This window comes from Bdellovibrio bacteriovorus HD100 (genome assembly GCF_000196175.1).
GTDB classification, from domain to species: Bacteria; Bdellovibrionota; Bdellovibrionia; order Bdellovibrionales; family Bdellovibrionaceae; genus Bdellovibrio; species Bdellovibrio bacteriovorus.
The window spans coordinates 1422638-1443075 of record NC_005363.1; the positions used below are offsets into that span (position 1 = coordinate 1422638).

16 protein-coding genes are annotated in these 20438 nt (G+C 51.2%); 11 read left to right on the forward strand and 5 right to left on the reverse strand.

Annotated features, from left to right (window positions below; genetic code table 11):
- Positions 1-18 precede the first annotated feature (18 nt).
- Both BD_RS06810 and BD_RS06815 read left to right on the forward strand, forming a co-directional pair.
- On the forward strand, positions 19-1164 hold the full coding sequence (locus BD_RS06810; protein ID WP_011163985.1) for a glycosyltransferase family 9 protein: 1146 nt from the start codon (positions 19-21) through the stop codon (positions 1162-1164).
- A gap of 13 nt (positions 1165-1177) precedes the next feature.
- Positions 1178-2188 (forward strand): glycosyltransferase family 9 protein, encoded by a 1011-nt coding sequence (locus tag BD_RS06815; protein ID WP_231839307.1) that lies wholly within the window; start codon positions 1178-1180, stop codon positions 2186-2188.
- Here BD_RS06815 and BD_RS06820 read toward each other — a convergent pair.
- Both BD_RS06820 and BD_RS06825 read right to left on the reverse strand, forming a co-directional pair.
- Positions 2175-3587 (reverse strand): sigma-54-dependent transcriptional regulator, encoded by a 1413-nt coding sequence (locus BD_RS06820; RefSeq protein WP_011163987.1) that lies wholly within the window; start codon positions 3585-3587, stop codon positions 2175-2177. The two genes, BD_RS06815 and BD_RS06820, sit on opposite strands and share 14 nt — an antisense overlap.
- Entirely contained in the window at positions 3584-5347 is a 1764-nt protein-coding gene (locus BD_RS06825; protein WP_038448848.1) for a sensor histidine kinase, read from the reverse strand. Before BD_RS06825 ends, BD_RS06820 begins: the two co-directional genes overlap by 4 nt.
- A 177-nt stretch (positions 5348-5524) precedes the next feature.
- On the opposite strand from BD_RS06825, the gene BD_RS06830 reads away from it, so the two are divergent.
- The 8 genes from BD_RS06830 to BD_RS06865 all read left to right on the forward strand — a co-directional run bounded on the left by BD_RS06830 (position 5525) and on the right by BD_RS06865 (position 14947).
- On the forward strand, positions 5525-6469 hold the full coding sequence (locus BD_RS06830) for a bifunctional riboflavin kinase/FAD synthetase (protein ID WP_011163989.1): 945 nt from the start codon (positions 5525-5527) through the stop codon (positions 6467-6469).
- Complete coding sequence (locus BD_RS06835) at positions 6450-7283, forward strand: hypothetical protein (RefSeq protein WP_011163990.1); 834 nt, start codon at positions 6450-6452, stop codon at positions 7281-7283. The genes BD_RS06830 and BD_RS06835 overlap by 20 nt, the downstream gene beginning before the upstream one ends.
- A gap of 47 nt (positions 7284-7330) precedes the next feature.
- Complete coding sequence (pilB, locus tag BD_RS06840) at positions 7331-9031, forward strand: type IV-A pilus assembly ATPase PilB (RefSeq protein WP_011163991.1); 1701 nt, start codon at positions 7331-7333, stop codon at positions 9029-9031.
- Positions 9031-10074 (forward strand): twitching motility protein PilT, encoded by a 1044-nt coding sequence (locus BD_RS06845; RefSeq protein WP_011163992.1) that lies wholly within the window; start codon positions 9031-9033, stop codon positions 10072-10074. Before pilB ends, BD_RS06845 begins: the two co-directional genes overlap by 1 nt.
- A 1-nt stretch (position 10075) precedes the next feature.
- A complete protein-coding gene (locus BD_RS06850; protein ID WP_011163993.1) occupies positions 10076-11293 on the forward strand; it encodes a type II secretion system F family protein in 1218 nt (405 codons plus the stop codon).
- Positions 11294-12871 (forward strand): two-component system sensor histidine kinase NtrB, encoded by a 1578-nt coding sequence (locus BD_RS06855; protein ID WP_011163994.1) that lies wholly within the window; start codon positions 11294-11296, stop codon positions 12869-12871.
- 38 nt (positions 12872-12909) lie between these two features.
- Complete coding sequence (locus tag BD_RS06860; protein WP_011163995.1) at positions 12910-14316, forward strand: sigma-54-dependent transcriptional regulator; 1407 nt, start codon at positions 12910-12912, stop codon at positions 14314-14316.
- 202 nt (positions 14317-14518) lie between these two features.
- Positions 14519-14947 (forward strand): ferritin-like domain-containing protein, encoded by a 429-nt coding sequence (locus BD_RS06865; protein ID WP_011163996.1) that lies wholly within the window; start codon positions 14519-14521, stop codon positions 14945-14947.
- Between the two features lie 62 nt (positions 14948-15009).
- On the opposite strand, the gene BD_RS06870 is transcribed toward BD_RS06865, so the two are convergent.
- Together BD_RS06870 and BD_RS06875 are read right to left on the reverse strand one after the other, a co-directional pair.
- Entirely contained in the window at positions 15010-15405 is a 396-nt protein-coding gene (locus BD_RS06870; protein WP_011163997.1) for a hypothetical protein, read from the reverse strand.
- A 99-nt stretch (positions 15406-15504) separates the two neighbouring features.
- A complete protein-coding gene (locus BD_RS06875; protein ID WP_226988092.1) occupies positions 15505-17700 on the reverse strand; it encodes a phospholipase D-like domain-containing protein in 2196 nt (731 codons plus the stop codon).
- A 288-nt stretch (positions 17701-17988) separates the two neighbouring features.
- Between BD_RS06875 and BD_RS06880 the strand changes: the two genes are divergently transcribed.
- Entirely contained in the window at positions 17989-18333 is a 345-nt protein-coding gene (locus BD_RS06880) for a hypothetical protein (RefSeq protein WP_011163999.1), read from the forward strand.
- Here the strand turns inward: BD_RS06880 and BD_RS06885 are convergent.
- Positions 18330-20390, reverse strand: a complete 2061-nt coding sequence (locus BD_RS06885; RefSeq protein WP_011164000.1) for a M1 family metallopeptidase — start codon at positions 20388-20390, stop codon at positions 18330-18332. The two genes, BD_RS06880 and BD_RS06885, sit on opposite strands and share 4 nt — an antisense overlap.
- Positions 20391-20438: the final 48 nt, after the last annotated feature.

Below are 20438 nucleotides of genomic sequence, written 5' to 3' on the forward strand. Positions count from 1 at the left end.
TAGAATAAGGAAATGGCGATGATCAATTGCAGACACTTTTCCGGTTACAAACCCTGCTCCAAAAATTCGGTGTGCGACGATTCCTGTGCGCAAAAAGATGTGCCGACGTGTTCTTTGTTGATTGTTCATCTGGGCGCTTTGGGAGCCGTGGTTCGCAGTACCAGTTTGCTGAAGGCCATCAAAAGAAAGTACCCGGGATCCATGATTACGTGGGTGACCGATGCGCCAGCTCATCATCTGCTAAAAAATCATCCAGCGATCGATCGTGTTCTGACCACCAGCGAGGCGGACTTGCTGCAACTGGCCACTTTGGAGTTTGAAGTGGGCTTTGTTATTGATAAGTCCCTGAAGGCTTGTGGGGTGGTGAAGCGCACTCAAGTCGATCAGATCTATGGATTCACTGTTCAAAGCTCCAATGGCGCCATTGTGCCGGCGACCGAAGCCGCTCAGGAGCTGTGGGAGCTGGGTTTGGACAATCACAAGAAATTCTTTGTGAATCAAAAGCCGGAAACACAACTGATGATTGAAGCTCTTGAGTTGGGTGAATACCAGCGCGATGACTACTGGCTGCCGTTGACCGAAAGCGAAGACCGGGAAGCCCGCCGCCGGAAAGAGGCGTGGCTGGCTGAAAATAACAAGTCGCTTGTGATCGGGCTTAACACCGGTTGCAGCCCCGTGATTCCTTATAAAAAATTGTCCGTGGATTATCATCGACTGTTGATCGAGCGCATTCAGGCGAAGTTTCCGTATGCGGAAATCGTGCTGCTGGGTGGGCCTGAAGACACTATTCGCAATGGACTGATTCAGCAGGGCTATTCCGTGATTTCTTCGGAAACTGAATCCGGGCTTCGCGATGGTTTGATCAGTGTTGCGGCCTGTGACGTGGTGGTGACCGGGGACAGTCTGGGAATGCACATGGCGATTTCGCAGAAAAAACAAGTGGTGGCCTGGTTTGGTCCGACTTGTGCTCACGAGATCGACATCTATGACAGAGGTTTTAAGCTTTTGACAAAAAGCCCCTGCAGTCCGTGCTGGAAGAGGACTTGTGAAAAGGCCATTATGTGCTACGATCAGGTCTCGTTAGAGGAAGTTATTGATGCCCTTGAATCTTGTTGTGCAAACCGCCTTTCTGGGCGATCTACTGCTCTCAATCCCGCTCCTTAAAAAATGCCGGGCGTTGTGGCCTGACCACAAGCTGGGACTGGTTTGCCGTAAAGGGCTGGGCGACTTCTTTGTCAAAGCCGGTATCGTTGATCACGTCTATGAAATCGAAAAGGGCAAGAAAGACACCTATGCCCGTATCATTGAATCCCTGCGATCTGAAACTGTGGATCATTTGATTTCGCCGCATGAATCCATGCGCACGGTTTTGTTCTGCGCGCAGATCAAGGCCGCTCATAAAATCTCTTATAAAAACGCCTGGAGCTTTCTGGCATTCCAAACCCGGGTAAAACGCGACGTGCGTCTGCCGGATGCGATGAGACAGCTTAGTCTTTTGGCGCCGTTTGATCCTGAATTGAAAAAGAACATCGAAGACTATGTCACCCGGGCAAAACCTTATTTGCCGGCGGCGCATGGACTTTTGCCAGCGCCTCCAGAGTGGGCGTCCATGAGTCAGCGCGAAAAAGTGCTGGCGCATTCGGAATTGTTTCAGCAGTTAAAAACCAAGTTCAATCTTCAGGGGTTTGAAGACGGCAAAGCCGTTTTGATCTTCCCGGGCAGCGTGTGGGCAACCAAGCGCTGGACAGAAGAGGGCTTTATCGGCGTGGGCAAGGCTCTGAAAGAACAAGGCTATGAAGTCTATGTGATGGGTGGTCCTGGGGAAGAAACCCTGTCAGAACGAGTGGCGGCGGGCATTCCGGGGTCGGCGTCATTGGCTGGAAAAACCAAGATCATCGAGTCCGCTCAGTTGATTGCCCGCGCGGCTTTGTTAGTTGGAAACGACAGCGCTTCCACGCATTTGGCAGCGGTGTGTGAAACACCTTTGATTGCGGTGTTTGGTCCGACGATTTTGGAATTTGGCTATCGCCCGTGGTCAGCACAATCTTATGTCGTCCAGAAAGAGGACCTGCGCTGTCGACCTTGCGGCAAGCATGGCCACAAGGTCTGTCCGATCAAAACCCATGTGTGCATGAAGGACATCCCGGCAGAGGAAGTCCTTCGCACCGCCGGGTTTATTCTTCGTTAGTGTATTCCTTCACATTGATGCCGTACTTGCGGATCTTGCGCAGCAGGGTGTTCTTCGGAATATTCGCCTGCGCCACGGTCTGATTGATACGGCCGTTGTTGGCCTTCAGGGCACTGACGATAAATTCCTTTTCCATCTCTTCTTTGAAGGCGTCGAAATCCAGCGGGCCGGAATAACCAACACTTGCCGTTTTATCAGCGCCATCTTTCGGCGTCAGTTTGATAGAGTCCGGTAAGGAATCCACCGTGATCTGGTGGCTGTTTTCCACGATGAAAGAACGTTCAATGATGTTTTCAAGCTCGCGGATATTCCCCGGCCAGCGGTAGGACTTCAGCATATCCAAAGCTTCGGGAGTGATCGCTGTGATCTGGCGGCCGTGTTGCTTTGAGAATTTCTTAATAAAGTTTCCAGCCAGTGCTTCGATGTCGTCAGCGCGCTCACGCAAAGGCGGCAGGAAGATCGGCATCACGTTCAGGCGATAGAACAAGTCTTCGCGGAATTCGCCTTCTTCCATCATCTTTTCCAGGTTGCGGTTGGTGGCGGCAATAATACGCGTCGTGGTTTTGACTTCGCGATTGCTGCCCACCGGGGTGAACTTGCGCTCTTGCAAAACGCGCAGAAGTTTCACCTGCATGTCCGGGCGAAGCTCGCCAATTTCATCCAGGAACAAAGTGCCGTTGTTGGCCAGCTGGAATTTGCCGATCTTGCGTTCCACCGCGCCGGTGAAAGCACCTTTTTCGTGACCAAACAATTCACTTTCCATCAGGTTTTCCGGAATAGCACCACAGTTGATGGCAACAAAGGCGCCGGATTTTCGAGGGGAGTTGAAATGAATCGCGCGGGCCACCAGCTCTTTGCCTGTCCCGTTTTCACCACGCACCAGAACCGTCGTGTCGACTTTGCACAGACGGTAGATCAGGTTGAAGACCTCTTTCATTTTGGAAGAACCACCCACGATCTCGGATTCGATGTCGTCATCAAAAACCGGATTGGACATCGCCAAAGAGGAGATCAGATCACGGGCCTCAAGACTTTTACGCACGATTTCGGCCAGTTGTTGCGGCTGCACTGGCTTTTCGACGTAGTCGTAAGCGCCTTCTTTGATCGCCACAACAGCGTCATGAAGGTTGGAGTGAGCCGTCATCAAAACCACGAAGGTGCGTGGATCGTGTTCTTTGATGGCTGTCAGGGCTTCAAGGCCGTTCATCTCCGGCATCTTGACATCCATCAGTACCAGATCCCACTGCTGTTGTTTCACTTTGTCCAGGGCTTCTTTGCCTGTGGCCGCTTCTTCGATGGTGAATTCAATTTCGGGCATGGTGGATTTCAGGATGGAAATCACCGAGCGGCGCAGTTCGGCCTCGTCATCAACAATCAGTGTGTGGAGCTTATTGGTCATACTAACACCTCGTCTTCTTCAGCATCCAGCGGCAGGGTGAAGGCAACAGTGGTCCCAAGGCCCACTTTACTTTCCATCGTCACTTTGCCGCCATGGAGTTCAATAAAATATTTAACCAGATAAAGTCCAAGGCCGGTTCCCTTGGTGCGCAGATCCTGATCGGAACCGCGCGTGAATTTGCCCCAGACCTTTTCCATGTCTTCGGGTTTGATCCCTTCCCCGGTGTCCTTCACCAGGACATGCACGTACTCTTCAGATTCGTGCGAGATCACTTCGATCTGTCCGCCGCTGGGCGTGTACTTGATCGCATTTTCAATCAGATTGATCACAACCTCTTTCAAAAGGGTGGTGTCAAATTCCACAGAGAACATCGGCTCCAGCGCCGTGTGAATCTGGATACCTCTTTCGCGGGCCAGCGGGCGCAGGTGCTGCAGGGCCTCTTCGATGATCTCGTTGATGTCTGCGACCTCTTTGTTGATTTTGAAGTCGCGGGACTCCACGCGCAGAACCTTCAGAATGGACTGGATATAACGATTCAGTTCATCACTGAACAGGCGCAGGGACTTCAGGTCCTGACCCAGTTCCGCATCCTGGGAATGCTGGGTCAACAGACGGTCCACGATGGCCTGGATTTTTGCAATCGGGGTTTTCAGGTCATGGGAAATCAGACTGACGAAGTTGTTTTTCAACTGTTCCAGCTGTGCCAGATATTCCTGTTCCTGCTGCAAATGGAAGTTCTGGCGTTCAATCTTGGTGGCCTGATAACCGATGAAGATGATCCAGCTTGTGGCCAGCAGGACGAACGGAGAAAACGCCGGGGACCAGAAATAGAACGTGTCAAAGACCCAGGCGGACAGGGCTGCCAGCAGTGTTCCGATCCACAGAATAAAGAACAGCGCCACCGACTGTGGATAAGTCGTGATCACAAAGACCGCCATCAGCATCAGCACAAAGAACCCGGCGGCATACCACACAAAGCTTAAGCGTTTGATCCATTTGTCGCCCAAAACGGTGTCAGTGATATGAGCCAGAATCTCGGTGCGTGACAGCGTCCCCATTGGGGTCATGTACACCGGAGCCGATGAGGTCTCGGCACCGATCAGAATAATTTTATCAGTGAACGCATTGGCCGGAAGTTCGTCATAGATGATTTCGCTTAACGAGTACTGCTTAAACACCCGGGCGGACCCACGATAGTTGATCGCCAGTCCTGCCAGTTGGGTTGGGAACTTTTTGCCCGTGATTTTTTCCACCAGGTGAGGCATTTCGGCTCGTTGCGGGAACACACGACGGACCACGCCGTCTTCGTCTCGGCGAAGTTCATTGCTTCCCAGATTGTTGTGATCGCGGTTGGTAAAGACCGGGGTCAGGATGCGCTCCAGGGAATTCGTGGTCGAGGCCCACACGATGCGCGGATCCAGGAAGATGCGCTGATCTTCCGGGGTCATGCGAACGGTGCCGATGTTGTCGCCAAAGTACAGGGTCACACCCACCGACTGGGGGTTCTGGCGCAGGATGCGCAAAAGCAGTTCGGACCACAGGGGTTTGTTCCAGAAGAAGCTGTCGGTGATGTCGGTGACTTCGCTCATATTGTCGAGGAAGTTTGTCCGGGCATCATAGATCATCGCAAAATCTGATTGTTTGATGGTGATCAGAACGATCTGCGGGGAGGTCTTTTGGTCTCCGCGCAGTTGGAATCGCTGGTCGTAGGACGTGATTTCATCATTGGATAAAGCCAGGCAACCAATAAGCCAGCACAAAAGGCAACGCAGCCAAAAACCCCGGCGACGGGAGAAGAATCGAAGCAGGACTTCGAGTCGGTATAAGAGGTGAGGAATGAGGCCCTTTTGCACGCGTCGCAACATAGCAAATTTATTGAAAAATTCAACGATTAAAAGCTCTTACCGGGAGGCGTAGAAACAGGTATATTGAAAAATATGCAGGTTTATCAAGGTGCCAAACAACTGAGCGCTCCTTTGGCGGCTTCTGTCGTCACTATAGGGAATTTTGACGGGGTCCATCTGGGCCACCAGCAGCTTATTGAAAATGTCGTGCGCGAGGCCCAGTATTTCGGGGTCCCGTCGGTTGTGTATACTTTCCATCCTCACCCCGTGAAGGTTCTTCATCCTGAAAGGGCCACTTATCGCCTTTTTGACCTGAAAGACCAGCAGGAGCAGTTTGAAAAACGCGGCATTGAAAACGTCATTATCGAGGAATTCACCCGGGATTTTGCCAAGGTCACCCCGCAGGAATTTTTGGACAGTTATGTGCTCAAGCAGCTCAATCCCAAGACTCTGGTGGTGGGGCATGATTTCAACTTTGGCGCCGACCGCGCCGGGAACATTCCGTTTCTGGAAAAGTACTGTGCCGAAAAAGGCATTCGTCTGATCATCATTCCGCCGTTCCAGTATGAAGGCGCGGTGGTGTCGTCCACCCGCATCCGTGAACACTTAAAAAACGGCGAAGTGCAAAAGGCCAATGACCTTCTGGCGCGCACATACTATCTGCGCGGCCACGTTGAAAAAGGTTTTCAGCGCGGACGCACGATCGGGGTTCCCACCGCCAATGTGCATCCGGATGTCGAGTTTATCCCGCGCCAGGGAGTGTACTGCACGTTGACCAAAATCGGCGCGCACATGCATCCTTCGATCACCAACATCGGTGTGAATCCGACTTTCCACGAAAGTGGCAAGGGCCCGGTGAAAATTGAAACTCATCTGTTTGACTTCGATGCCCAGCTTTATGGCATCGAGGTGGAAGTGTATCTGTTAAAGTTTCTGCGCGACGAAAAGAAGTTCTCGGGCATCGAAGAACTGAAAAACCAGATTCAAAACGACATGGCCGAAGCCAGAAAGTATTTTGATGAGCATCCTCATTCGTGAGATTCGTGCTGATGGCACGCCCGGACAGTTCATGCGTTTTATGCAGACCCTTGCCGGCGAAAAAGGCTGGGACTGGCAGTTCGAGACCGTGAGTGATTTTTCTGCTGAGGTTTTTCAAGGAGCCGCCGCGGTCAAAGTGGCCTCCTCGTTGTCCGGTGAAATTCTGCCGCAGATGAAAGTGTTGCCCACGCAGGTGCGTGCGGTGCAGGTTCTGGATTCGTTCTTCCCTGAAGAGGGCTCCTGGTATCCGCGCATTTTGCTGCATGAGGCTTTGCGTATGGTGCTGGTTTCAGAGGCTCGCGATCTTGATATTCGCACGCCGGCTTTTGTGATCGGTCACGGTGAAGAAGCCCGTGTTGTGGCCTCGGTTCTGGCGCTGATGGGGATTTCAGATATTTATCTTGTCGGAGAATCCGCGGGACTGGAAGAGCATCAGCAGTCGTTGATGAGGTCTCACCTGGGGATTCGTTTTCATATTCTGCCCATTGACGAACTGACGATGCAGGCGGTGAGTGCTGGCATCGTGGTGAACACTGTGGATTTGTCAGGCCAGCAGGCGTTGCTGACAGACCTGTCTTATTTTAACTATATGAAGGGCACGGGTTACGCCCTGGACCTGAATCTGCTGCCGCTGCAAAATCTTTTGCTGGAAGAAGCTGAAAAAGCAGAGCTGCGTGTGCTGCATCCGGTGTTGGTGGCTGAAGCACTGACCCGGCTGTGGTTGGAACGTCTGCGTCCGGATCATAATTTGAGTCATGAGGATATTCGCGAAAGCTGGACCCGCTTTTTGAAACAAAACTCATCCTCGGTCTAGTTACAAAAAATGGCACCCTGGAGTAAAGTGAGTCCAGGGGAGTCCTAATGTCTTCACTCAAAATCGGGGAAATTCTAGTCAAGCAAGGTTTGCTCAAGCCTGACCAATTGGCGTTGGCCATGGAAGAGCAGAAAAAAACTGGGCAGAAGCTGACGAATTCCATCATTCAACTCGGGTACTTAAAAGACAATCAGATCCTTCGCGCTGTTGAAAAACACTTCGCGGTTCCAGGGGTCGAGGTCAACACGTTTGAAATCGATGCAACTGTCATTGCAATGATTCCCAAAGATGTGTGTGAGAAAAACACATTGATCCCTTTGCAGAAAGCCGGGAACACCCTGGTTGTCGCTTTTGCTGATCCTTCTAATATTATAGTCAAAGAAGATTTGCGTTTCATCACTCGTTGCCGCATCCAAGCGGTGGTGGGGACTGAAAGTGCCATCATGTCCGGTATTGAAAAATACTATGGCGGCAGCATCAGCACCAAGTCTTTGAACACCATGGGGGTGGGTGATGAGGATGACTTTATCCTCAGTGCCGGTCCTGCAACAGAAGTCATCGATCAGGACGGTGGGTCTGAAGACGCGCCGATCATCAAGTTCGTGAACTCGATCCTGGCCGATGCGATCCGCAAAAAAGTATCGGATATTCACTTTGAACCTTACGAAAAAAAGTACCGCGTGCGTTTCCGTATCGACGGGAACTTGGTGGAAGCTACAGCACCTCCGGCAGGTACGGCGGCGGCAATTGCCTCTCGTATTAAGATCATGTCCAAACTTGATATCGCCGAAAAACGTCGTCCGCAGGATGGTCGTTTGAAAGTGCGCACCAAGGCCAAAGAGATGGACTTCCGTGTCAGCGTACTGCCGACTCTTTGGGGTGAAAAAGTTGTTTTGCGTCTTTTGGATAAATCAAACCTGCAGCTGGATATGACCAAGCTGGGTTTTGAAGAAGACGATTTGAAACTGTTCAAAGCCACCATCAATTTGCCCCAAGGCATGGTTCTGATCACGGGTCCGACGGGTTCGGGTAAAACCACCACGATTTATTCCGCCTTGGCGGAGCTGAATCAGCCGGACGTGAACATCTCCACCGCGGAAGATCCGGTGGAGTTCAACTTGGAAGGTATCAACCAGGTTCAGATGAACCCGGATATTGATTTGAATTTCTCCAGCGCCCTGAAGTCCTTCCTGCGTCAGGATCCGGATGTTGTGATGGTGGGGGAGATTCGTGACCTTGAAACCGCCGAGATCGCGTTTAAAGCGGCCTCCACAGGTCACTTGGTCGTAAGCACCCTGCATACCAACGATGCACCTGGAACGGTCATTCGTCTGACCGAGATGGGTGTGGCTCCGTACATTATCACTTCGACTGTGAATCTGATCGTGGCTCAGCGTCTGGTCGGTAAAGTCTGCGAGTCCTGCAAAGCGCCTGTGGAAGTGCCGGCGCAAACGCTGCTGAATCTGGGCGTGCCGCAAGCTGAAATCGGGGACTATAAATTGATGCGAGGAAAAGGTTGCGCCAACTGCAACAACACCGGCATCAAAGGCCGTCTGGCGATTTACGAGTTGCTGGCCATGACCGAGAAAATGAAAGAGGCCATCTTGAAGGGTGCCTCCACCGGTCAGCTTCGTTTCCTGGCCCGTGAACAGGGGATGAGAACTCTGCGCCGAAGTGCGCTGTTAAAGTTAAAACGTGGCGTAACAACTATTGAAGAAGTGCTCAACGCATCAGTGAAGGACACCTAATGAGTCTGACCGAACTCCTTTTGCAGGCTAAAGCCAAGAAAGCGGAAGAATTTTTGTTTGTTGTCGGAAGTGAGCCGCGTGCTCGTCTGGCCTCGGGCTGGACAAGTCTGCGCGCAACGCCAGCGCTGATGACGGAATGGAATCTTTTGCAGCAAAGCCTGCTCAGCACCCAGCAAAAAGCGGTGCTTGAAACCACGGGTGTGGTTCAAGGGGAAGCGGCTCTGGACACTTTGCGCATCGGTTTTTCGTTCTTTCAGCAAGACAGCACCATGAAGGCTGTTTTGGACATGGATCTGGACGGTGGAAAGCAGGAAGTGGCCCTGCCGCCTTCTTTGCTGGAAGCCTGCCTGCGCATGAAGGGACTGGTGTTGTTGTCCGGTCCGGGTGAAGCCGGGCAGGTGTGGGCATTGCACCGAATCCTGCAGAAAATTTCTGATGAAAAATCTTTCCTGGGTGTGGTGTTTTCGCGCAAGGCGTTCCCGCAGGTGCGTGAATCCAAATCCTGTTATCTGTATCACAGTGGTGAATTTGCCCGTCCGGAAGAAAAAGAAAGTCTGATGGCGGGTGTTGATATGGTTGTCTATGACGGCTTTAACGACGAAGAGTCTTTGCTGGAGGCGTTGTCTTTGGCCGAACAGGGTGTCTTCGTGATTTACTCCATGAAGGCTCCGTCTGTGACCAATGCTCTTCGCCGTGCGCTGTCCACTTTGGGCGAGCGCTTTGGCGAACACGGCGCCCCTCGTCTGGCGGAAGTGCTGACGATGGCTTCCGGTCAGTATCCGGTGGCAGGTCTGAGTGGTGAGAAGATCTTTGCTCATGAGGTTCTTTTGATGAAGCCTCAGGTGCGGGGTCTGATTGAAGATCAGGATCTGAAATCTTTGGAGAATCTTTTGACTCAGGCTCCGGAAAACTCCGGCATTCTGACTTTGAATCAATCTTTGCTGCAACATCTGATTCGTCGTCGTGTGGACTTGAAAACCGCGTTTGAAGTGTCCCGCGACCCGGACAACCTCGATCAGCTTCTTAAGAAGGTAGGTATCTAAGATGGCAAAATTCCAGTATCAGGCCAAGAATGCCTCTGGCCAAATGGTTCAGGGCGAGATCGAAGCCGCTTCCCAGCAGGAAGCCATCATCCGTCTGCGCGCCCAGCAGCTTCTGCCAGTGCGAGTGGTGGCCTTCGGGGCTTCCCGCGCTTCGGCGGGAAAAACTCCCAGTTTGTTTGCTCCGACGGTCAAAGGTAAGGATCTGCAGATTTTCACGCGTCAGTTTGCAACTTTGATCAACGCCGGTATCCCGGTGGTGGATTCTTTGAAAATCCTGTCTGAAGGTTTGCGTCCGGGTCTTCTGAAAGAGGCCTCGGCCCAGGTGAAAACGTCGATCGAGGGCGGTCGTCGCCTGGCGGACTCGATGGCGCAGGTGCCAAACGTATTTGATAAGTTGTATGTGAATATGATCCAGGCCGGGGAAGAAGCCGGTATCCTTGACGGGATTCTGCAGCGTCTGGCCAGTTACATGGAAAAATCCGAAAAAATCAAGGCCCAGGTGAAAGGCGCCTTGGTGTATCCGATGGTTATCATCGTCGTGGCGATGATCGTGATCGCCGGTATTTTGGTATTCATCATTCCGAAGTTCATGGAATTCTTCGCTGGTTCCGGTAAAGAGCCACCAATGCTGACCTTGATGGTGGTGAACTTGAGTAACTCGATGATCAACAACTGGTATCTGTACCTGGGTGTGATGGTGATCGGCCCGATGGCATTGATGCAGTGGCTGAAAACCGAGGGTGGTAAAGACGCCTTTGACCGTTTTATCATGAAAGCGCCGGTGTTTGGTGAAGTGGTGCAAAAATCCGCGATCGCGCGTTTGACACGCACATTGTCGACGTTGTTGTCCTCAGGTGTGGGTTTGATCGAGGCGATTGAGATTTCGGCGAAGACCGCGGGTAACGTGGTGATTGAGCAGTCCCTGCTTCGCTGTAAAGAGTCCGTCACTGCGGGTCGTACCTTTGCGTCCCCGCTGGCGAAGGAAAAAGCCTTCCCCGAGATGGTGGTTCAGATGATCTCTATCGGGGAGCAGTCCGGTACAATGGATATCATGCTGGGTAAAATTGCGGACTTCTATGAAGATGAAGTTGAAACTGCCGTGAAAGCGATGACCTCATTGCTGGAGCCATTATTGATGGTTGTTCTGGGTGGTATCATCGCGGTTCTGGTTGTGGCGATGTATCTTCCGATCTTCAACATGGCGGATGTGGTTCAATAGATGCGTTTAAGTTTTGCTTTGCAGAACAGTAAAAATCAGGGGCTGACGGTGGAATTTACCCGCGTCAGCCTTTTTGCGTTGATTTTGCTGATCAGTGCGGTTTCCAGTGTGTTTCAGGAAGGTTTCATTAACTGGCAGATTCTGGGACCGTTTTACGCGATCCTGAGTGTGGCCTTTGGCGCGCATGTGGTGTGGTTCTCGATGTGGGACCGCCTGCTGAAAAGTCCGTGGCTGTTGTTCGCGGGCTTCGTCGTTGACTCCCTGCTGATTTCTTTTTTGATCTATTACTCCGGAATTAATCAGTCGCTGTTTTTGTTCCTGCACCTGGTGAATATCCTGCTGGCGGGGATTGCCTGCCGGGGTGTGGGGGCGGTGACACTGGCCCTGTTCACAAGCATCTTCTTTACGGTGGCGGCGCTGTTCTCGCCAGAGATGAAGGCGTTGAATTTCTTCTTCCTGCTGGCTTTGAACAACATTGCGTTCTTCTCGGTGGCGGGTCTTTCCGGGTACCTGAGTGAGCAGCTGCAAACAGTCGGGAAAGAGCTTTCGGAAACAGGCGCCAGCCTTCGTTCGGCTCAGGAGCTGAACGAGGTTCTGGTTGAAAACATCCCGACCGGGATGGTGTCTTTCACTGAATCCGGCGAAGTGGTGAAAGCCAATTCATCGGCGGCCGAGATCCTGGGGTATTCCGATCTTTCCACTTTGAACTGGTACGAACTGTTCCCGGAAACCCGCAGGTCTGAAGGATTGTTCAAAGGGGATGTGAAGTACACTCCTCAAAATGAAGCCAACGCCAAGATTCTGGGTATGACCTTGTCAAAGATCTATAGTCCCGAGTTGAAAGCGCATCTGTCTATTGGCTTGTTTGATGACCTGACCAAGATTCGCCAGCTTGAATATGCTGCCAGACAAAATGAAAAGCTGGCGGCCGTTGGTGGTTTGGCCGCGGGGATTGCCCATGAAATTCGCAACCCGCTGGCGGGTATCAGTGGCAGTATCGAGCTTTTGACCCAGACGGTGAACAACGACGATGACCGCAAACTGATGAAAATCGTTTTGCGTGAAATTGACCGCTTGAACAATTTGATCACCGAATTCCTGGATTATGCCCGTCCGGAAGTGCCGCCAACAGATGCGGTGGACCTTTCTTCGCTGCTTACGGAAGTGCTGGATTCGATGAAACTCAATGCCCAGGTTCGCGCCGATGTTGAACAGGTGCGCGAGTACGAGGCTGGGTTGAAGATCCTGGGCCGCCGGGACAAATTGAAACAGGCATTCCTGAACATCATCATCAATTCCTATCAGGCTATGAATGATTCTCAGAAACCGCAGATTGCGGTGAAGGCTCTGGTCACTGACAAAGAGGTGCGTGTGCGCATTCGTGATGCCGGGTGTGGCATGAGTGAGGCGACACGCAAGAAGATGTTTGAACCTTTCCATACGACAAAGCCCAAAGGCACAGGCCTTGGTCTAGCTGTGACTCATAAGATTTTAGAGGGACACGGGGCGCAGGTGTTCGTGGAGAGTGAAGTGGGCGTAGGTACTGAGTTTATTTTGACTTTCCCCAGAGCACACTGAGAGAATAGTTTTTAACACAAGGACGTGGGAGCACATAAATGAAGTCGAGAATTCTTGTTGTCGATGACGAAGAATCAATACGCGAGTTTTTAGAGATCATGCTGAAAAAAGAAGGGTATGAAATCACTTTGGCTGAAGACGGCCAAAAGGCGAAAGACCTTCTTGCGAAAAAAACATTTGATATGATCATCTCAGACTTGCAGATGCCCCATGTGACGGGGATCGAGCTTCTGAAGCACGTCAAAGAATCCTATCCGGATACAGTCTTCATGCTGATCACAGCGTTCGGTACAACCGAAACTGCCGTGGAAGCGATGAAGATGGGTGCTTATGATTATCTGACAAAACCATTCAAAATTGATGAAGTCCGTCTGAACATCCAGAACGCACTTCGTTCCCGCAACTTGGAAGTGGAAAACAGATCCTTGAAAAAGGAACTGGTAAAAGAATACTCCTTCCAGAACATGGTGGGGAATTCCCCGGTCATGCATGCGATCTACGATATGGTCAAGCGTGTCTCCCAGACGCCAACCAACGTTTTGATCACAGGGGAATCCGGTACGGGTAAAGAGGTTGTGGCCAAGGCGATTCACTATAACGGTCCGTTGAAAGACCGTCCATTTGTAACAGTGAACTGCGGTGCCATCCCTGAGAACCTGATGGAATCCGAAATGTTCGGTCACAAAAAAGGCTCTTTCACCGGTGCGGTGGCTGATAAAGCGGGTCTTTTTGAAGTGGCTGACGGCGGAACGCTGTTCCTGGATGAGGTCGGTGAATTGCCATTGACGATTCAGGTAAAGCTTCTTCGTGCGATTCAAGAGCGTGTGATCCGCCGCGTGGGTGCGACGGAAGACATGAAGGTGGATGTGCGTATCATCGCCGCGACCAACCGTAATTTGGAAGAGATGGTTCAAAAGGGCGGTTTCCGTCAGGATTTGTTCTATCGTCTGAATGTTATCAATATCAAAACGCCGGGTCTTCGTGAGCGTCGTGATGATATCCCGCTTTTGGCAAATCACTTCCTGAAAAAGTACAACGAACGTCTGAACAAAAACATCGGTGCGATCAGCGCGGATGCGATGGAAATCCTGAAAAAGTACGACTATCCAGGGAACGTGCGTGAGCTTGAAAACATGATCGAGCGCACCGTGGCTTTGGAAGGCGGGGCGACGATTCTTCCGGAATCTTTGCCACCGATGGTGAACACCTCTTCCGGTCGCAAGATGGCTTCCTCCAATGAAATCGAAATCGGTGACGATGGGGTTGATTTGGACAAGGTGATGGGTCAGATCGAAAAAGAACTTCTGATCAAAGCCATCCACTCTGCCGGCGGCGTGAAAAAGAGAGCTGCAAAGCTGCTTCATATCTCCTTCAGATCCATGCGATATCGCATTGAAAAGTATAATCTAGGCGTAGTCGGCGACGACGAGCTCGACGACGAATAAAAGGTGCCTGGTTGTTTTTTCTGGCTATACAGTGTCAAACGAGAGGGAAGCGAAAGCTTCCCTCTTTTCATTCGAGAGGCCGTCGTTAAAGGTCTTGTTTAAGTGAAATCGAAAACGATTATCAAGTTTGATTGTTCTCAATACGTTTTCAATTGTTGCCTTGGCTGTCTGATTCTGCAATCATTCGGGGGGTGGAGGTCTTATGACTAAAGAAAACAAAAAAGTAGTAGATCTTTTGAATGAAATTATCGAGATGGAGATCTCTGGCGTTGTTCGTTACTTGCACTATGCATTGATGGTGAAAGGTCCGAACCGCATTCCTATCGTTAAATGGTTCCATGAACAGGCTAACGAAGGTTACCAGCATGCTTCCATGATGGGTGAAAAAGTGACGGCTCTGGGCGGGCACCCCACTTTGCGTGTGTCTCCGGTTCCTGAAACTAAAACCCACAAGGTTTTGGACATCCTTAAAGAAAGTCTTGAGTTCGAACAAGCAGCTTTGGCGAAGTACAAAGCAGTGCTGAAGCACTGTGGTGATGACGTAGCCCTGGAAGAGTTGATCCGCTCCATGGTTCGTATGGAAACTGAGCACATTGAAGAAGTTGTGAAAATGCTGGACACCACTCACTAGGGTGATCTGACATTCAGAATTGAAAAAGCCCGCGGTAAAGCGGGCTTTTTTGTTTTTAAGATCTAGCGGCAGTTCAGGTCGTGAACAAGGTCGCTGGCATAGGAATAGACCATGTCGTATTCGCCGTCGAATTCAGGACGCTGGAACATCAAGGACGCCACCAACTCTGTGACCTTTTGAGTGTCACGCAGTTCGGGCAGGCTGATATCTGCAACCCGGAATGTGTTCGTCATCTGTCCAGTTAGCTTGTACTTTTTGTTACCCGGGGCTTTGCTGACCAGGTCGTCGTACTTGTGAGGCTTTTTATCACCCAGCGTGACTTCGGCATCATCACCGTCCTGAACGATCTTCAGGGTGTGAGTGCTCGATGCAGAATCGCATTGCGTGATTGTGACAAACGAAGCATTCGCGCTGAGTGCGGAAAAAACGATGGCAACGGAAAGGGTCAGCTTCCACATAGTAAGGCCTCCTGATTTATTTGAGACCTTCGGTTGTAACAGAGGGGATTCGCACCCCTCCAGCTTCTTTTTCTTTATGACAGTAACTTAATCCTGACCTTAGAATTCTGTGTCGAATACACCCAGGATCAGGGCTTTAAAGTAGTTTCTTTTCAGACGGTCGTCGATCAGCCGTGAATCTTTTTTGTACTGGTTGTAGATTTCCGTCATTTCTCGGTTATAGGCAGCGCCATAAATCATCGCGCCGTTTTCCATGTCGTGGATGAAACTGCGCTTGTTCAAATTCACCGATCCCAGGAAAGAATACACGTCGTCAATCAGGACGATTTTTGAATGCAGAATCACCTTGGGTTCGGTGTATTCGTAAATGGAAAGCTGCTGATACAGGCGATTCACGGTCGGTTTGTTCGATTCACTCAGGATCCAGTCGACGGTGTCGCCCTTTAAATCCAGCCGGGTGATCACTGTGACCTGAACTCCACGGGCCGCCGCTCGTTCCAGCGCCTCCACAATCGGTGTCGGTGGGCGGAAGTACGGGGTGGAGATCATGATTTTCTTTTTCGCGCTGTCGAGCATTTCCACATAGAACTGAATCAGACTTTCATCGTCCTTGTAAGGCACCGACATAAAGTGACGCACCAAAGGCTCGCGGCTGTTGAAGTAAGAGGGACTGATCTGGGACGCCATCGGCACGTTGACGTTGATGCTGCGGAATTGCATCGTTTTATAGTCCCGGTCCCACAGGGTCAGAAAGTGCGCTGCCACCTTTTCAGTGAAGTCCTTGTCGTGAACTTTGAATTCAAAGTCGCGCCAGTGCACGAAGCTTTCATCGCCCTTCACATAGTTCACCATTTCCGGGCGGGGATAGTCGTAGGGTTTTTTAAAGATAAAGCCATCGTGGATGTTGCGACCGCCGATAAAGGCCACGTTGTTTTTTGGGTCTTTTTTCGACATGGTCAAAAGCAGCTTCACGTGCATGGAGCGATGCAGGCGATCGAAGCGGTCGCCCAGACTGCCACCGGATGGAACTTTGTATTTCAGCTCCTGCAGCTGGATGTTCGGATTCCGAGCCTCCAGTTTTCTTAGCAGGACTTCGTCTTTTTCCAAAGTAATCACGCCGGCCACCAGAATTTTCACCTTGGTGCCGCGTTGGGCGTGGAAATCCAGAAGGCGTGCCATGAAGGTGCCATAGTAGTCCGCGCGGAAAACCAGATAGGAAACATAGATGCTGTCAAAGAACGGGGCCTTGGAAAAATCCAAGGGTGCATAAGGATCGTGCAGATCCATAAACTGGGATGGAAGCGGCTGACCCAGCAGCACTTCGGCTTTGGACTTCAAAGAGTCCACAGCCTCTGGCAGGTTCACCACCGCGGGAACAGCTTGAGGGCAGGTCATGGAGGCATATTTGTCGGTCAGGAAGAACTTTTCAATTCCGCTTAGGTTGTCCGTGCGAGGCATCAGACAGCCTTCGACCAGATTGTGCAAATCCAGATAGGGATTGGCGGGTTCAACGAAGCGAACTCCAAATTGTGCCGGGGCCCCGGCCGGTCCGGCCTTCAGCTCACAGCTGGTGACGGAGTTTGCGGGGATCAGGCGCAGGTTGTCGCCGTTGTATTTGCTGTCGTACATCCGGAAAGTGGCGCGCTGATGGGCCACAAACTTTTTGTCAGAGAAAGTCTTTTTGATGCGGAAGGGGCCGTCACAGGTGACTGTCGCGTCGAAGTGTTCGTTTTTACGTTCTTCATTCGGATCATCAACACTGATCAGATAGTTTTTGATCTGAATTTGATAGTCTTTGGCGTGCATGCGGTCGAATTTGAAAAGGCGCTGAATCTGACCGTCACGCAGAGCAAACTCAGAGACAGATTTCATCTCCAGCAGTTGTTCCTGAACGCGCCATGATTCGTTGTTGCTGGTCATGACAGATACCGGTGTGTCAGCACGAAGGGCATTGATACGTTGCTGAGCCAAGGCAGAGCTTTGGTTTACGACCTGCAGCTGACGGTCTTGACGGGCGTTCATTTCCTTGTACTCACGCTCTTCGCGGGTTTCCTGAGGGAAAGAGTCTTTTTTGTGTGGATGTGGCGTGGACTGCCTTCTTTTCAGAATCTGCAGTCGTTCTTTGTTGAGTTCTGCTTGCAGTTTGTCGCTATAAAGCTTTTGCACGTAGGGGGCTACATCGGGAGGGACGTCGACGGAGCTGGGATTTCTATGTGCCGGAGTCTGGCAGGAAATCAAAGTGGCAGAAAGAAGCAAAACACCAAGCAGCGTTCCAAAGTTTTCAGTCTTTTTCATTCTGAATTTATCGGAAAAATCGGACAAAGACATAACATTTCAGGGGATTACCAGAGCTTCATCTGTGTCTTCGCAGTCGCTGTATCATATTGAGACAAATACAGGTCATACTAGTCCTGCTTTTTGGATGATTCGTGAGTCAACACCGCGGCCTTGGGAATCCGGGCTCTAATTTGTCACCCTCACGGCCTGTTTAACAGGGATGGGGGCTTCATAAGTAAATTAAACCACTTTGCGCGGGCAAGGGCCTTGCAACAAAGGGTGGGTGCTTAAATATTTGGAGGCTTTATGAAAAAGTGGATCTTGTTTTCTTTGATGTCAGTTGTTGCGTCCTCAGCTTTGGCGGATGGAACGATCACCTGCAAAGGATTTGATGCTGACAAGAACAAGGCCGAGGATGTGCTGATGATCGAGGCGGACATCGCGATTCTTCTGACGGCCTCCAACAACGAAGGCTTCTTGTCTCCACGCTGGCAAAACGGTCAGGTGAAAGATTATGCCAATGATCTGTATGTTGTCACCGTGGATCGTCAGGCGAATACCATCACAACCGACGATCTTCGCAGTGGCACCCGGAAAGTTCACACGGATGCCAAGTGCCGCTATAACGGGGAGCCTGACGAAGGCTACTAAAGAGATCGTTGCAAAGGGCTTTGCAGGACGGGCCAGGTCGATTTCAGGATCACAGGACGTCCTTTGAACACCAACACGCCAAAGGTTCCATAGTGTGTCAGGCGCGAAGCCCATTCTGCCGGAGTGTTGTCAGGACTCCAGCGCACCCACACCACGGTTTGCTGCGGATGGTTTTTAAGGCGTGCGACCAGGACCGTGCTGACTTCCTTCAGATTGTACTTCTGTCCTTCGATGGAAATAGTGTCGTCCGTGATTTGCAGGTTTTGTTCTGCCAATTGGGACTTCATGAAGCTGACAAATTTCTGCTGGTCCCCGACAAAGACCATGGATCCTTTCGCAGGAACATCCAAAGGCTCTCCGCTGTAGTGCAGAACATCACTGCCTTCCGTTTTCTGGGACCACACATCAACAAACTGCTTCGCGGAAGCATCGGCCGGGTCAAAATAATAGTGAACTTCAGAGGCCCCCAGAACACTGGACAACGTCGCCGGGCGTTCTTCCGTATAAAGACGACGGAAAAGGTGGAAGTCCGGATCGACTGAAACCTTCACCGGGCGGGAAGGGGAGGTCAAAGAATAGAACTGGGTCTTGTCTGACAGGCGCGCCAATTGACGAATCTCCGCGCCGGATTCCAGAGTCCAGATCACCGGGATGTTCAGATCATACAGATCCGCCTGCTTTTGGCTGAGCACATAGGTGGTACTGGTGGAGCCATCATGCCATTTCATGATTCGCACATCACCCAGTTCAATTTCCGGGGCCCCTTTGCGATCCAGCCACTGGCTGAAGAACCCGTCCAGATTCTGGTTGTTCACGGATTCGAAACTGTTTTGAATGTCGGTGAAAGAGGCTTTTTTGAATAAATTGCGAGTATAGAAATCCTGCAAAGACTTGTGGAAAGCCTCTTTGCCAAAACGGAACTCGAGCATATGGAACAGCATCATGGACTTGCCATAGCCGACAGCCTGGGAGCTGGAGTTGTGGCGCCCGCGGAACTGACGAAGTGGGAAGTCCTTTTCCGGACTGCCGGCGACAAAATCCATATAGTTCAACAAAGTGTTCATGCGGTAAGTGCGCTCACTGCCGGCTTTTTCCTGCTGCCAGTAATCAGCCATGTAAGTCGTAAGCCCCTCGCACCAGTTGCCTTTGTCATAGTCCACATAAACACTGTTGCCCCACCAGTTGTGCAGCACTTCGTGCGGAAGGGAGGAATTCAAGATAAATGGCAGACGCAAAACAGTGGGCCCCAGCAGGGTGAAGCTTGGCATGCCATAGCCGGTTTCCCAGAAGTTCTCAACCACACTGAAAGAGGAATACGGATAAGGAGCGATGATCTGTGAGAAGTGTTTGATGTACTCCGGCACCAGAGTCAAAAAGTTCTGGGCCAGGGCTGGATCGTCCTTGCGCAGAAGAACCTGTACTTTTTTGCCGGAAGGTGTGTCCACCTGATAGCTCTTGAACGGGCCCGCCACCAGATAAATTTCCTCTTGCGGATAAATTTCGACAAAGCGGGAAGTGCGGATGGAGCCTTCCACCACTGTGCTGGCGATCTGACCCTGCACCAAAGACATCCAGTCACCCGGAGTCTGTACGGTGACTTCAAAGCTTTTCTGAATGCCCAGGAAGAAGGGATACCAGTAAGTGCTGCCAAACAGAGTGGCCCCTTCCGGGGCAATCAGACCATTGCTGTTGTCATTCAGTACCGGATCAAAGATCACGCCGAAATACTGCACACTGACTTTGTTGTCGATGTTTCCCAATGTCAGGCCGTATTCAGCATAAGGTTCTTTTTGAGTTGCTGGGTGAAGCAGGATGAGAGAATCATCACTGCTGGTCACAGAGACCTGCAAATCCTTGTGCAGCAGAAAACTGATTTTGCGGGGAGAATCCTTGGGAAAGGTCAGGGTGTCCTGGGCCTTGATCATCTTCAGGCCTGGATACAGCTCGACATTCAGTTTGTGATGCAGAATCTGGCCGTGGGACTGCATGGAGACGAGCAAAATGAACAGCAGACCGACGACGATCAGCAACTTGTTAAGCGCTTGCGCTTTGGACATGATTTACCTCTGAAAACGGGGTCTGTATTTACGCCCGTCCCAGTGCCA

Bases quoted from the DNA above. Each gene is read 5' to 3' on its own strand.
- BD_RS06810 (WP_011163985.1), top strand. From the start codon at position 19: ATGATCAATTGCAGACACTTTTCCGGTTACAAACCCTGCTCCAAAAAT.
- BD_RS06835 (WP_011163990.1), top strand. From the start codon at position 6,450: ATGAGCATCCTCATTCGTGAGATTCGTGCTGATGGCACGCCCGGACAG.
- BD_RS06870 (WP_011163997.1), bottom strand. From the start codon at position 15,405: ATGTGGAAGCTGACCCTTTCCGTTGCCATCGTTTTTTCCGCACTCAGC.
- BD_RS06850 (WP_011163993.1), top strand. From the start codon at position 10,076: ATGGCAAAATTCCAGTATCAGGCCAAGAATGCCTCTGGCCAAATGGTT.
- BD_RS06820 (WP_011163987.1), bottom strand. From the start codon at position 3,587: ATGACCAATAAGCTCCACACACTGATTGTTGATGACGAGGCCGAACTG.
- BD_RS06880 (WP_011163999.1), top strand. From the start codon at position 17,989: ATGAAAAAGTGGATCTTGTTTTCTTTGATGTCAGTTGTTGCGTCCTCA.
- BD_RS06830 (WP_011163989.1), top strand. From the start codon at position 5,525: ATGCAGGTTTATCAAGGTGCCAAACAACTGAGCGCTCCTTTGGCGGCT.
- BD_RS06875 (WP_226988092.1), bottom strand. From the start codon at position 17,700: ATGAAAAAGACTGAAAACTTTGGAACGCTGCTTGGTGTTTTGCTTCTT.
- BD_RS06855 (WP_011163994.1), top strand. From the start codon at position 11,294: ATGCGTTTAAGTTTTGCTTTGCAGAACAGTAAAAATCAGGGGCTGACG.
- BD_RS06885 (WP_011164000.1), bottom strand. From the start codon at position 20,390: ATGTCCAAAGCGCAAGCGCTTAACAAGTTGCTGATCGTCGTCGGTCTG.
- BD_RS06845 (WP_011163992.1), top strand. From the start codon at position 9,031: ATGAGTCTGACCGAACTCCTTTTGCAGGCTAAAGCCAAGAAAGCGGAA.
- BD_RS06860 (WP_011163995.1), top strand. From the start codon at position 12,910: ATGAAGTCGAGAATTCTTGTTGTCGATGACGAAGAATCAATACGCGAG.
- BD_RS06865 (WP_011163996.1), top strand. From the start codon at position 14,519: ATGACTAAAGAAAACAAAAAAGTAGTAGATCTTTTGAATGAAATTATC.
- pilB (WP_011163991.1), top strand. From the start codon at position 7,331: ATGTCTTCACTCAAAATCGGGGAAATTCTAGTCAAGCAAGGTTTGCTC.